Here is a 14,093-nt window from a genome sequence, read left to right on the forward strand (position 1 = left end):
AAAAAAAAGACCTAAGCTCTTCCATTCGCCCAATTACTATATCATATGGGTCAGGATTCGTCAATCTTTTTTTGCGAAAAACTATTGATTTATAAAGTTTTTTAAGTATACCACGAAGAGAAAAAAATTGCAAGCAGGAAAAACAGCTTTGCCGGGAAACGACAAAAGGAGCCGCTGATTTCGACTCCTTCCGCACTTTCCACCAGACTGTAACTGTTTGCGCTCTCTTTCCTGCAAATCACTGCTCAGCTGTGCCGGCCTTCAGCGTTAAAATCAAATACGTGAGGCACTTCTTCCTCCGGCATATGTAAAGCCCTTCGCAGATCCCGCCACAGGCATACGATAGAGTTCTCGCCTTCACGCAAGTCGGCCACCACCAGGCCGCCATCCGCTGTCAGGAGCTCATACGCCTCTTTATATCTGCCCGTCTGATAGAGCGCCGTAATATATTCCAGCACGACACGGGACTCGGCTGCCACGTTCTTCGGAAGCTGTTCATAGACCCGGATTAGCGCATCATACCCGCCGCATCTGGCCAGAACCCGGAAACCTTCCTTAACATAGGAAAGGTCTCCCGCCCGCTCCGTCAGTCCCATTTCCATCCCGGACACGGCTCTTTCGTACTCCCGGCCTTCCAGACAGAGCAGCGAGGCCAGACCGTAACGGCTCCAGGCATTTTCCTTCTGTCGGATGCTTTCACAAAAACACGATTCCGCCTCCCTGCTTTTCCCACGGGCCATGTGATTTAATGCAAGGTGGTACAGCAGGTGCCAATCCGGCGAAACTGTACTTTGGGTTTGATCTGCCTGCTCTTTCAGCATCTCGTACCAGAAGTCATCCGCCATGCAGTCGGCAGGCATGTCAGCCGGATCCGCTGACGGGAAATGACCGGTTTCCAGAAAAATCCTCCATGGAGTCTGACGCTCGTCCTCACTGGAAAAATCCAGATGAGGAGAAAGCGGTTCTTCCCCTCTGCGTACGCGGCAGGCATTTTCCAAGTCTGCGTAACCGCTGCCGCGGTAAATCACCTCACCTGGCTTCGTAGCCCATCCATGGCTGTCCTTCAGCGTTTTTTCCAGAGTCTCCCCTGCTTCGTCACGCACCATAGCCGTCAGGCGTTCCCGTTCTTCTTCAAAAGAGTCACTGCGTCCGCTTAAGGTCACGGCGCCATATCGTTCCAGCCACTCCCACGCGGTGTGGGGCGCCATTGGAATACAGCCGTACTGTGTCTTTCCAAGTCCGGCCTGAATCTCCACATAACGGCCGGCTTCCTCCGTGAGATATTCCTGCCAGCGCGCGGAAGCGCTGTTATTGCCCCAGGTAAACAGCTTACGCCCACGCAGGCGGCGGGTGGAGTACTGAAGAAGCCCATAGCCGTCTGGAGCCACATTTGCAATATAGCGCGGTGCGTCCTCCGGGATATTAAAGAAATAATCCACCTGTCCGGGAATATTCCGGTAACAGGAGATATCGATGCCGTCTACCACTGGAACCGGCACTTTATAGACGCTTCCCCCACCGCTGCTGTAGGCGCTCTCCGCCGGCACAATCACACGGCCGCCTTCGTATTCCGGAACCGCCATGTTGCTCCACCAATACATGGGCGTCACTTCCGGATTATGATTCACCACACGCATACGGCAGTTTAGGAAGGCGCCGCCCTCATCCAGCCAGAAATCCATCTGATAGACCATTCTGCACACCCGCTCGTATTCATACATACGCAGTACCGGCATACCGCTGTCATTCTCCAGCCTCGCGGTAAAGAGCGGTTCCATGGTCAGAGGCGTGTGGCCGATGAGACCAATGTTCCATTCCACGCCGCCCGAGAACCAGGCGTCACGCAGCGCCAGATTGCTGGGGCGTATCACATCATTGGTATAAAGCAGCTCACGCCCCGCCTTTAAATCGGTAAGCCGCCACAGGCGTCCGCCGAATTCAGGCAGAAACACGGCCCTTAAAAATTCATTCTCAAGGACCGCGGTCTTCACCGGATGAATGCCGCATTCCCGCGTATAGCAGGTATAATCCCGGTACGGATAACTGTTCGTAAGCTTCCCGTAGGCTTCGTATATCTCATCGTCCTCATCTAAGTAAAACGCTGTCTTGTTCTGCATATTTTCCATGCCTGTCAAGTTGGGCACCGAGGCCTCCGGCCCTTTGGGCGCAGTTTTCATATATGCAGTTTCAAATGTCAATGTCGGATGCATAGGCTACCCCTTAATCGCTCCGCCGGTTACGCCTGCGATGATCTTGTCTGACAGGAACAAGTAGAGCAGGAAGGTCGGCGCAAATACGATGACAACGGCCGCAAACATTCCGCCGTAATCATTTGTATACTGCATACCTTTTACCATATTATAAAGACCTACGGCAATCGGGCGTACGTTCTGCTTGCTTGCAAACAGCATGGACATGAAAAATTCATTCCAGATGGCGATAAAATTGAAAATCGTCACAGTAATAATACCGGGCTGCGCCAGCGGAAACATGATCTTCCAGAAAGTCTGGATGGGGGAACAGCCGTCGATGGCCGCGGCTTCCTCAAAGGTGTAGGACAGATTTGAGAAAAACGCCAGCAGGAAGAAAATGCTGAATGGCACATTCATGGCGATATAGAGGAACATAATGAGTCCCCGTGTGTTCGTAAGCTTTAATGATGTAATAATGGAAAACAGAGGCATTACAATCATGATAACCGGAATGCCTAACGCTGTCGCAAAAAGATTCTGCAGAATCATGTTGCCTCTGAATTTAAAACGCGACAGAGCGTACGCGGCGGGCGCCGCTACCAGGATAATCATGGTACAGGAAATCGCCGTATAGATCAGGGAGTTTACGAAGAACACGCTTATCTTCTGTGATTTCCATGCATTGGTATAGTTTTCAAAATGAAATCCGCTGGCGAATTTAAATAATTCTCCGCTTAAAATCTCACGGCTGGTGGAAAAGGAAGCAAGAATAACCCAGCCTATTAACAGGATCGTAAATATAAGCCAGACCACGCACATGATATATCCGGGCAGTTTGGGAACTTCTCTCTTAATACTCACTCTCGGCTTTATTTCTTTTTGTTTTGCCATGCTATCTACCTCCCTACAGATCCGCGTCATCATTTTTAATGATGAGTGTGGTCAAGCTGAATACCGCAACTACAATGACCGCCATCATAACACCGATTGCGGCGCCCACGCCGGAATCACGTGCTGCCTGGACCGCATTGGATGCGCCAAAAACAAGCTCATACATATAGTTCAGCGGCATAACCGTCTGCTCGGATAGGTTTACCGGATCGAATACCTGGCCCCAGATAAAGAAGCCTACACTCGATACTGTCCACATAACGAGATTGGTTCGAATGGAACCGCGGAGCAGAGGAAGCGTAATATACCAGAATTTTTTAAATACGTTGGCACCCTCTATGGAAGCGGCCTCATAATAATCGGCGCTGATCCGCTCGATGCCGCTCATAAAAATCAGCATATGGTATCCTACCATACCGAAGCAGTAAGCAATCAGCATGCTCCAGAATTTGTGATGTGGATCCGTCCACATGACATTGCTGCCGCCAAACCATCCGATGATGGTGTTGAGCAGGCCGTAGCTCTCCTTACTGAGCGCATAATACAGCCACATGGTACCCATAGCAACCGCGGAAACCAGGTTTGGCAGATAAATCACGCTTCGGAAAAACTTTTTACCTTTCATACCGTTTGTGAGGGCTACCGCAAACACCAGCGCCAGAGCCATAACGGCGATACCGCCGACCAGCCACAGCCTCCCCAGGTTCGCCATAGCCGTCTGGAACATATTATTGTTAAAAGATTTCACATAGTTGGTAAAACCGCTGAACTGCCATGTGGAAACCGGATCTGTCACACCTTCTACCTTGCAGAAGCTCATGATAAAGGTTCGGACCGTCGGATACAGAAATACAATTAAGTACAGCAGCACAGCAGGTGTCAGGAACATTACCAGCATGGGAGTGGTGTTCCGGCGCAACGGGCTGCCGCCTTTTGTTGCCGTTTTTTGCTTTGCCATAAGAGTCGCCCTCCATTTTCCATAGAACACATTTTTCAATTGAAATAAAAAGGGGGCGGCGGCAGTGGCGCCACCGCCCCTTTGTCTATCATCAGTCTGTTAAAGCGATCATGAACCCTTCTGAATCTTAGCAAATGCATCCGCAAACTGTTGTGCGTTAACACTGCCGCTGATCATCATAGCCATGTTAGTCTTAATAGCCGCGTTGACATTGGTATCATTTTCCATTCCTACCGCCCAGTTCAGCCTGTGTGTTGTAGAATCCAGAACTGCCTTGGCATCTGCAAGTGCTGCCGGCCATGTAGCGTCGTTGTCCATCGGAACACCCATACTGGCATCAGCAAGCTTCTGATCCCATTCGCCGCTTGTCAGCCACTGAATCAGGGCAAATGCAGCGTTCGGATACTTCGTATCTTTGTTGATTGCGAAACACTGTGCACCGTACTGGTTGGATTCTGCTCCGTCACCGCCTTCAGCGATCTGCGGAAGTGAGAATGCGCCCCACTTGAAGTCTTCCGGTGTCTGGTTCTTTACTTCATTTGGAAGCCAGCTTCCGTTTAAGTACATGGCAACACTGCCGTCAGCGATATTGCTCTGGCCCTGCGGATATACGTTGCCTGCTGCACGTGGATCTATGTAGCCCTTTGTTGTCAGTTCTTCCAGAACCTGTGCTGTCTTTAACACTGCTTCGTTACCGAAGTCGCCTGCGGCAACTGCCTCGGTTGTATCAGAACCGGCGACACGGTCCATAAGGAAACCGAACAGGCATGCCATATAAGCGTCGTCAACAGTCATCGGAATCACCCCTGCACCTTTAAGCGCTTCACAGTCGGCAAGGAATTCATCCCAGGTAGTCGGAACCGCGGTGATACCGGCTTTTGTAAAGGCATCCTTATTATAGAACATAATAAATGTGGATGGCTGATAAGGAACACTCTTTAAGGTGCCGCCGCCCTGCTGCTTGGCTAATTCGATCAGGGTGGCATTCTGTGCGCCGTTTAACGGAGAAGCATCATACATACTCTGAATATCCAGAAGATATTTTCCCCAGGTGCCGTTTACACGTTCGATATCTTCGTCAAAGACATCAACGGTCTCTCCTGCGGACAGTGCCGGCTCCAGAGTCTTACGTGTGTCACGGGAGCCTGCCCAGTTAACCTCTACTTCTACACCAGTAGAATCGGTAAATGCCTCAATAGCCTCGGAAATAGCCTGGCCCTGCGGCTCAGTCTCTGCCCACATCGGCCAGTAAACCAGTTTGGCGCCATCCTCAATTGTACCTGCTGCAGCTGCTGTCTCCGCCGGAGCAGCCTCTGATCCTTCCGGAGCTTTGGTCTCTGCCGGAGCCTGTGTGGTGGGTGCCTGTGTCTCTGCCGTCTTGGTGCTTCCACAGCCTGCAAGAGTAGATGCAACCATCGCAGACGCCAGAACTAAACTCAGTATTTTTTTCATGTAAAAAACCCTCCTTTTTCAAATATGTTTATAGTATACACCATTTTTTTGTATATTTCAACGAAAAAAGAAATTTTTTCCACAAATATTCCACAACGGATTTCATTTTTACATATTCTATTTTATGCAGCTTTACCATAGTGTTTTATTACTCCTTATTACCGCCTTTTTTCCTATATATGAATGTTCCGGCCTTTTATGCATAAATAAGGTAGGGCTGGAGTACACTGGTATTAGATATGGAATGGAAAGAATAAAAGGAGGAAAAAAACATGGTAGACCGTTGTGTATGCTGCGGCGCAATCGTTCCCGAAGGTACGGAGGTCTGTATCAACTGCCGTCACCAATATTTGGATTCTGAGAATGGACAGACTGCGTCATGTCCGGATCACTCCATTTCCCGGGCGCAAAATATGAAGAAGCAGGAAGCTCCCGGCCATTAGCGATAGGATACGATTTTATTTTTTCCCCGACTCCCTGAGGCAAAGGTAAAATTTCATCATTTCAATAGCCTCCTTCTGCGTCTTTTCATCGTATTTTTTCAGAATTCGGTAGGCCAAATCCGGATTATCTATCCGCTCTTCTCCCGCCTGACCGAATAAAATATAATCAACCGAGAGGTCGAGATAATGTGATAAATCCAAAAGTGTCTCTATGGACATGCCGCAGGTTCCCCGTTCAATATCGCCGTAATAGTGAACGGCCCTGCCTATTTTTCCGGCCACCTCTGCACTCGACATCCCCAGTTCCTTCCGCCTTTGTCTGATTCTTTTTGCAACTCCGGCGCGGTCGTATACCATTTCAACTCCTCCTTTGTTTCCCCCAATAAAAAATGATCCGGCGGTAGAAACCGCCGGTGTTTTTGATTATGTTTTTGATTATGTTTTTGATTATATGCTTGATATAAATTTGTACTTTTGTTATTCAGCCTGATACCCTCTGTCAATAATGGTCTGCAGTATGGTATCCACATAAGCTTCACACGTCTCTTTCTGATCCGCCTCAACCATGATCCGGAGTACTGGCTCTGTTCCGCTTTCGCGTACCAGAATGCGTCCTTCCGCGCCCAGTTTCTCTTCCACTATGGCAATCGCGTTTTTAACTGCCTCGTCATTTCTGGCGGCAGCCTTGTCCCTGACACGGATATTTTTCAATACCTGGGGATAAATCGTAAACGGTTCGGCCAGTTTGCTGAGCGTCATTTTCTTCTCCAGCATCACTTCCATCATCTTTATGGCGGTCAGGATTCCGTCTCCTGTGGCGGCATATTTCCGGAAAATAATGTGACCGGACTGTTCCCCGCCGAGCCGGTATCCGTTCGCTTCCATATTTTCATATACGTACTTGTCTCCGACCGCGGTCTTTTCATATTCGATTCCAGCTGCGTCAAACGCCTTGTAGAGGCCGAAGTTGGACATAATGGTGGTGACCACCTTGTTTCCCGCCAGCTTGCCCCGCTCCTTCATGTAGCAGCCATAGATGTATAATATTGCGTCTCCATCTACAACATTTCCATGTTCATCGACACAGAGGCAGCGGTCGGCGTCCCCATCAAAGGCAAATCCCACATCCAGTCCGTTTTCCATGACATGCTTTTGCAGGGCCTCAATATGGGTGGAACCGCAGTCCTGATTGATATTAATGCCATCGGGATTGTTATGTATTACATATGTCCGGGCCCCCAATGTGTCAAAGACATTCTTGGCAATCATCCATGCGCTGCCGTTGGCGCAGTCCAGTCCGACCTTTAATCCCTCATAAGAGCGGGTGGCCAGCGATATCAGATAGCCGATATAGCGGTTCCGCCCGATGGCGTAATCGACAGTTCTGCCGATCTTCTCTCCTTTTGCAAACTGGATCTCTCCAGTAATGCCATCCAGATACGCTTCTACCTTCAGAATTGTATCTTCCTCCATCTTTTCGCCGTAGTAATTGATCAATTTGATACCATTATCATAATACGGGTTGTGGCTTGCTGAAATCATGATGCCGCAGTCGAAGTCCTCCGTTCTCACTACGTACGATACGCTGGGTGTTGTCGTGACATGAAGAAGACAGGCGTCCGCCCCCGAGGCCGTAAGCCCCGCAGCCAGGGCGTACTCAAACATATAGGAGGAACGCCTCGTATCCTTGCCTATTACAACCTTTGCGCGTCCGTCCGCGCGTTTTAATCCATAGTACCAGCCGATAAAACGACCTGTTTTGTATGCGTGTTCTGCGGTCAGAGTTTCGTTGGCTTCGCCGCGGAAGCCGTCGGTGCCGAAGTATTTTGACATGAGTTGTTCTCCTTTAATTCTAAATTTCATATATATTTGCTGCTGCTTAATCCGGAGCAATTGCTGTTGCCTCTGGTTCCACAACTTGTGTAACACAGTCAGATCCAAACTGTGTGATTATACCAGAAGTATTTGTCTTCCATTCCCCTCCATCTCCGTCTTTCACCTTTGCCTGCTTCATTACTTTACCTGACGAATTAATTAAACGCAGTCCCGTTTCCGGAACGTCAAATACTTCATATCTGGCAGCCGGATCTGCCTTCTGGAGTTTCCCGTTATAATAGAAATACCCGTCTTTAATTCCAGTAAACCCTTTCCCCGAACTATCAAAACGGTAATTAGATTTTCTGTTGTCTGTACCATCTGCTAATGAATATCTACCGGTTACACCTGCACAGTTTTTGTCAGAATCTCCAAAATAATAAAACGCATTATCTATCTCCAGAAGTCCCCAGGCTGCATTTCCATAAACATCAAATGCGTACTGCATGCCGTTAATCTTTTTAATTTTATATTTTCCTGAGACTCCACAAACTGGTTCTCCGCCTGACGCAAAATAATATTTTCCCTTGTCAGAGCCACCATCAATATTCTCAGGGCTCTCCAACATCATCCAAGTATTTTCTAACCTCTCGCCCGCTTTCTCTAAAGAAACAGGTTCTGCACTAGAAACATAATATCGGTATCCCTTTATCGCAGGACTTGCAGTTTTTACCAGTACCCAGCCCATCTGCATGATCCCCTTAGAATCAAAACAGTACACTTTATCATCGACCTTAAGCTCCCGATATGTTCCTGAGGTGCTATACTTCTTCTTGCCACTTTGCGGATCGAAATAAAAATATGCATATTCCCCATAATTACTGATATACTCGGATACTGCCTCGTTATCATCTGACCAGTCATCCGGAATTTTCAGCCATTGCCAGCCATAAACTCTGGCCCCATCTTCTCCGCAGTAATAAAGATTACTTTCATCATCGTTGCCATTCCAACCGGTCACTAACTCGCCGCCGCTCTTAAATCTGTATTTTTTTTCGTTTATAGTATACCAACCATCCTGATAAATTTTTCCGTCATGACCTGAGTAGTACCATCGTGTATATGAAGCACCGTTGCCATCTACTCCACTTATACTAAACCACTCATTTTCATATAACGCGCCATTATCACCAACGTATCTTTTTTCGCCGCTTGGCCTATTTCTCCACCAGTTCCGCATCATATTTCCATTGACATCAAAATAATACATTTTTCCGGCGATCTCATAAAATCCATCCTGGCATATCGCGCCATTTTCATCTGCATAGTACCATGTTGTTTTCAAATTATTGGTTGCAGCATTTCCGGTTGTTACGGAAAACCACCCATTTGCTTTAAGCATTCCATCTACATCTAAATAATATCGTTTCTTTTTGGCATCTACATACCATCGGCTGCGATAAGATATACCATTATTATCAAAATAATACCAGTTTTCTCCAATTTGATTCCAGCCCCATCGTTTTATGAGGCCATCAGAATCTGCATAATACCAGTTTTCAAACTTTTGACCATATCCATTTACACATTCAATGCTAAACCAGCCATTCTGCATACGCACACCATCTGCGTCCACGTAATATCGGTTTAAATCTATATTTACCCAATTATTCCGTGGAGAGTTTCCATTTATATCAAAATAGTAAGACTTTCCTTGCAATTCGTGCCAGCCATTTCGAAGCAGCACTCCATCTGAATCAGCATAGTACCAATTTGTGTAGGATATGCCCGCTGAATTTACTGAAGTGACAGAAAACCAACAGTCCTGTCTTCTGGCTCCATTTTCATCCACGTAATAACGCTTGTCCCCAATGTTAAAAAATACATTCCTCGGAGAATTTCCTCCCGGATAAAAATAATACCAGCTTTTATCAAGCAAATACCAGCCATTTTTCAGTATTATTCCATCTGAACCGGCGTAATACCAGGTGATGGTCTGCTTTCTGCCAGGCTGGGAAGGATTAGTTGTAATACTGAACCATGAATCTTCATAACGCTTTCCTTCGTTATTTACGTAATACCGGTTACTCTGGTAATTAATCCAGTTAGAAGTGACCATGATTCCCTCCTTGTCCACAAAACGTAAGGAGTTATCTGACCACTTCACCCATTGACCAGTCACCTTTTCATTATTCTCAATATACGTCCAATGCCCTTCCTCATTCTGCTGCCATCCCTCTGCTGCAAAGGCAGAAAACGGTGAGACAGCTAGCAGGAACAATACCAACATTACCAGACCTAAATATTTTAGTTTCTTCATTAAGTGCCTTTCTTCCAATAACCTCATCTAGTCACGGTAGAAGATATCTCTCGTATAAACCTTCTCTTTCACGTCCTCCAGACATCTATCATAACGATTTGCAATAATAGCATTTGACTTCCTTTTAAATTCATCTAAATTATTCACAATTATACTTCCAAAGAATGTATCACCATCTTTCAAAGATGGTTCATAAATAATTACAGATGCCCCCTTTGCCTTGATTCGCTTCATAACCCCCTGAATACTGCTCTGACGAAAATTATCTGAATTACTCTTCATTGTCAGTCGATACACGCCCACTACCACTAGATGTTCCTCTGCTTCACTCCAGTTACTATTTGCTGTATAATAGCCAGCCTTTTCTAAGACACGGTCAGCAATAAAGTCTTTTCTGGTCCTATTACTTTCTACAATTGCTTCAATCAAGTTTTCTGGTACATCATCATAGTTGGCAAGCAGTTGTTTCGTATCCTTTGGTAAGCAATAGCCACCGTAGCCAAAAGATGGGTTATTGTAGTGAGTTCCTATTCGCGGATCAAGACATACACCGTTAATAATCTGTCGTGTATCTAATCCTTTTAGCTCAGCATAAGTATCCAGTTCATTAAAATAAGAAACTCTTAATGCTAAATATGTATTTGCAAATAACTTCACTGCTTCCGCCTCTGTAAAGCCCATAAAAAGAGTTTCAATATCTGATTTAATCGCACCTTCCTTAAGAAGCTCAGAAAATATTTGAGCAGCCTGTATAAGTCTTTCATCTTTCATACAAGTTCCCACAATAATGCGGGAGGGATACAAATTATCATAAAGAGCTTTTGATTCTCTTAGAAATTCCGGACTAAAAAGAATATTTTTGCTGCCCATTTTTTCTCTTATCGCCGCAGTATAACCAACTGGTACTGTTGATTTTATTATCATTACTGCACTCGGATTATATTTCATGACTAAATCAATTACTGCCTCTACCGCTGAAGTATCAAAATAATTTTTCTTACTATCGTAATTTGTTGGTGCCGCAATGACTACAAAATCAGCATCGCTATAAGCTGATTCCGCATCCAATGTTGCCGTTAGATTAAGTTCTTTATCTGATAAATATTTCTCAATGTATTCATCTTGAATTGGTGACCTTTTCTTATTAATTAGTTCCACCTTTTCGGCTACAATATCCACAGCTGTCACCTGATTATGCTGTGCCAATAATGTAGCAATTGAAAGCCCTACATATCCCGTCCCCGCCACTGCAATTTTCAAACCACTCATTTTCTTCTGTCTCCTTCTACTGCTTATGCCAAAGCAGATCTTTATACTATATTTTGTAAAATTCCTTATACCACTGTGCAAACTTCCGAAGTCCCTCTCTTAAGCCAGTTCTCGGTTTAAAGTTAAATTCTTGCATCAATGGACTTATATCTGCATAAGTAATAGGAACATCACCAGGCTGCATGGCAACTAATTTTTTATGTCCATCAAAATCATAGTCTTGCGGAATTACTTTTGCTCTGATTAATTCTTGTTGCAGAATATCCACAAAATCCAATAAATTCTCAGGCTTATTATTACCTATGTTATAAACAGCATACGGAGGCACAGGAAGGCCATCCTCGCCAATCACCCTCTCTGGGGGTGCCTGCATTACTAACTTTACGCCCTCAACAATATCATCAATATATGTAAAATCTCTCTCACAATTACCATAGTTAAATATTTGAATCGTATCACCGCTCAGAAGTTTATTTGTAAAACCGAAATATGCCATATCCGGTCGTCCAGCCGGACCATAAACTGTAAAAAAACGCAAACCGGTGGACGGAATATTATAAAGCTTACTATATGCATGAGCCATTAATTCATTTGACTTCTTTGTGGCTGCGTAAAGTGATACCGGATTATCTACCTTATCCTCAATAGAATACGGCACCTTTTTATTTGCACCATAAACAGAACTTGAAGACGCATACACAAAATGTTCAACTCCTTTTTCACCATTATCATAGGAATGGCGGCAAGCTTCCAGAAGGTTATAAAAACCTATCAGGTTAGACTCAATGTATGCATCCGGGTTGGTAATTGAATAGCGTACACCTGCTTGGGCAGCAAAATTGATCACAAGATCTGGTTTGTAGTTTTTAAAAACAAAATCAATAATACTTCGATCAGCAATATTTCCTCTTATAAATGTCCAGTTTGATTCCGGATAAATCTTTATTGCTTCCTCTATTTGTTTTAATCGATATTCTTTTAGAGATACATCATAATATTCATTCAGATTATCTATTCCAATGATGTTTATTGGAATAGCACAGCGAAAAAGTTGCAAGATCTGATTAGATCCAATAAAACCGGCAGCCCCTGTTACCAAAATCGTTTTTGAATTTAAACATATTGTTTGCATTTAATTACTCTCTCCTATCTTCTAATCATTCTGGCAATTTTTCTTACAGTCCAATAAAGGGACAATATGTCATATTGTCCCTTTGCAATCATATGTGATTCTATGTGATCCCGTTCTTCATTATCTCTTATATTTACCATTGAAAAAGCGGTTTTATATGGTTCTTGAATTAATCCTTCTTTAAATCTCCTTTTTTTAATTCCTCGCTTCTGTGGATTTGATTTATCCATATAATCCTGCAGTATAATATTTCTGAAACACCTTCTACAAAATACGAAAGCGGCTATTTTATATTCTGGTGTATCTGAATGTTTTTCTGCAAATTCCAGACATGCATTTGCAGTCTTAGTCATTCGTTCAAATGTTTTAATATTATACCCTCTTGAAAGTGAATCATTATCAAGCCGATAATTATATGAGGCTGTCGGCAGGTATAAAACCTCTTCTGCACAGTCAAACGCATAAAGATTATAAATAACATCCTGAGAACGTTTTAAATCTGGATTAAATTTTAAGTTATTCTGTTTAACGTATTTCGTTCTAAATGCTTTTCCCCAAGTAGTATTCAATGCAACATCATTAAATTTCTTACTTGCAAACATAATGGCTTTAATCATTTCATGCTTGCGAATCTCATATATATCTTCCATAATAGATTCATTTTTCAACAAATACTCTACTTTCTTATTTCCGATACATGCACGATAGCCCCAAAAAACAATATCACAAATGTTATTTTCTATTGCACACGATAATTTTTGAAGTAAATCAGCATCAATCCAATCATCAGCATCAATATGTACAATCCAATCTCCTGATACGTGATCAATGCCTGTATTACGAGCTCCTGCTAATCCCATATTATCTTGATGAATTACTTTGATATTTAAGTATTGATCTGCATAACAATCACAAATAAATGCCGTTTTCCGATTTGATCCATCATCCACCAGAATAATTTCATAATCCTTAAAAGTCTGATTGAGCACAGAACTTATACATTGGTGCAAAGCCTCTTTTTCAGTATTGTATACAGGTAAAACACATGAAAATTTCATTATATCCTCCAGGCAATTACACACTAAGCCTATTTCTATATCCGTTATCAGAAATTTTTTTTGCAGGTATCCCTGCCACTACAATATTTGGTGTTTCTACGCTTTTTGTTACAACAGCGTTAGCACCTACAATCACGTCATCCGCGAGACATACACCGATTAAAATTTTCGCACCTGTTCCAAGATATATATGATTTCCCCCATTAACTTTTTCTGAAATATTAACACCATTCTGAATCACACAATTATCTCCGAAACGAGCAGTCGGATTAACAATTACTGCCCCATGATGGGCAATATATAAACCTTTGCCAAAAGTATTGACTGGGATCGTTAAACCAGATTTTACACTAAGCTTATACAATCTAAATTTTAACCAGGTTTTCAAGATCTTTGCTAAAAATCCATGTTTACAATTAACCACATATTCCAGTCTTCTCATACATTTTAAATATTTCCATGTGATCATCAATCTATTATGATAAAAGTCATTTATATGATTGGCCTTTTTATCGGCTAATATATAATTTTTATAATCTTGTTTGCTTGAAATCATATATCTC

12 protein-coding genes are annotated in these 14,093 nt (G+C 43.9%); 1 reads left to right on the forward strand and 11 read right to left on the reverse strand.

The annotated features are described in order from the left end of the window. Positions 1 to 245 precede the first annotated feature (245 nt). The 4 genes from DFR60_RS10650 to DFR60_RS10665 form a co-directional block, all read right to left on the reverse strand. Positions 246 to 2,144 carry a DUF5107 domain-containing protein gene (locus DFR60_RS10650; RefSeq protein ID WP_243005040.1) on the reverse strand — a complete coding sequence of 633 codons (1,899 nt, stop codon included), beginning with the start codon at positions 2,142 to 2,144 and terminating at the stop codon, positions 246 to 248. A gap of 69 nt (positions 2,145 to 2,213) precedes the next feature. Beyond that, on the reverse strand, positions 2,214 to 3,083 hold the full coding sequence (locus DFR60_RS10655; protein WP_002601731.1) for a carbohydrate ABC transporter permease: 870 nt from the start codon (positions 3,081 to 3,083) through the stop codon (positions 2,214 to 2,216). A 13-nt stretch (positions 3,084 to 3,096) separates the two neighbouring features. Next, positions 3,097 to 4,041, reverse strand: coding sequence for a carbohydrate ABC transporter permease (locus DFR60_RS10660; RefSeq protein ID WP_207659521.1), 945 nt, complete (start codon positions 4,039 to 4,041; stop codon positions 3,097 to 3,099). 108 nt (positions 4,042 to 4,149) lie between these two features. Then, positions 4,150 to 5,493 (reverse strand): ABC transporter substrate-binding protein, encoded by a 1,344-nt coding sequence (locus DFR60_RS10665; protein WP_110322891.1) that lies wholly within the window; start codon positions 5,491 to 5,493, stop codon positions 4,150 to 4,152. Between the two features lie 272 nt (positions 5,494 to 5,765). Between DFR60_RS10665 and DFR60_RS30370 the strand changes: the two genes are divergently transcribed. After that, entirely contained in the window at positions 5,766 to 5,936 is a 171-nt protein-coding gene (locus DFR60_RS30370) for a hypothetical protein (protein WP_167437573.1), read from the forward strand. 15 nt (positions 5,937 to 5,951) lie between these two features. Here the strand turns inward: DFR60_RS30370 and DFR60_RS10670 are convergent, their stop codons facing one another. From DFR60_RS10670 to DFR60_RS10700, 7 genes are all read right to left on the reverse strand, one after another. Continuing rightward, a complete protein-coding gene (locus tag DFR60_RS10670) occupies positions 5,952 to 6,293 on the reverse strand; it encodes a helix-turn-helix domain-containing protein (protein ID WP_110322892.1) in 342 nt (113 codons plus the stop codon). A 120-nt stretch (positions 6,294 to 6,413) separates the two neighbouring features. Beyond that, positions 6,414 to 7,769 (reverse strand): phosphoglucosamine mutase, encoded by a 1,356-nt coding sequence (gene glmM / locus DFR60_RS10675; RefSeq protein ID WP_110322893.1) that lies wholly within the window; start codon positions 7,767 to 7,769, stop codon positions 6,414 to 6,416. 46 nt (positions 7,770 to 7,815) lie between these two features. Continuing rightward, on the reverse strand, positions 7,816 to 10,071 hold the full coding sequence (locus DFR60_RS10680) for an N-acetylmuramoyl-L-alanine amidase family protein (RefSeq protein WP_110322894.1): 2,256 nt from the start codon (positions 10,069 to 10,071) through the stop codon (positions 7,816 to 7,818). 27 nt (positions 10,072 to 10,098) lie between these two features. Then, the gene (locus DFR60_RS10685) at positions 10,099 to 11,340 is read right to left on the reverse strand and encodes a nucleotide sugar dehydrogenase (RefSeq protein WP_432764109.1); all 1,242 of its coding nucleotides are present in this window, start codon (positions 11,338 to 11,340) and stop codon (positions 10,099 to 10,101) included. A gap of 46 nt (positions 11,341 to 11,386) precedes the next feature. Continuing rightward, positions 11,387 to 12,472: an NAD-dependent epimerase/dehydratase family protein gene (locus DFR60_RS10690; protein WP_110322895.1), complete on the reverse strand. Its 1,086-nt coding sequence runs from the start codon at positions 12,470 to 12,472 to the stop codon at positions 11,387 to 11,389. A 14-nt stretch (positions 12,473 to 12,486) separates the two neighbouring features. Next, the gene (locus DFR60_RS10695; protein WP_110322896.1) at positions 12,487 to 13,530 is read right to left on the reverse strand and encodes a glycosyltransferase family 2 protein; all 1,044 of its coding nucleotides are present in this window, start codon (positions 13,528 to 13,530) and stop codon (positions 12,487 to 12,489) included. Positions 13,531 to 13,546: 16 nt separating this feature from the next. Further along, positions 13,547 to 14,086, reverse strand: coding sequence for a serine O-acetyltransferase (locus DFR60_RS10700; RefSeq protein ID WP_002601741.1), 540 nt, complete (start codon positions 14,084 to 14,086; stop codon positions 13,547 to 13,549). Positions 14,087 to 14,093: the final 7 nt, after the last annotated feature.

It is taken from the genome of Hungatella effluvii, from assembly GCF_003201875.1.
In the GTDB taxonomy this organism is placed as follows: Bacteria; Bacillota; Clostridia; order Lachnospirales; family Lachnospiraceae; genus Hungatella; species Hungatella effluvii.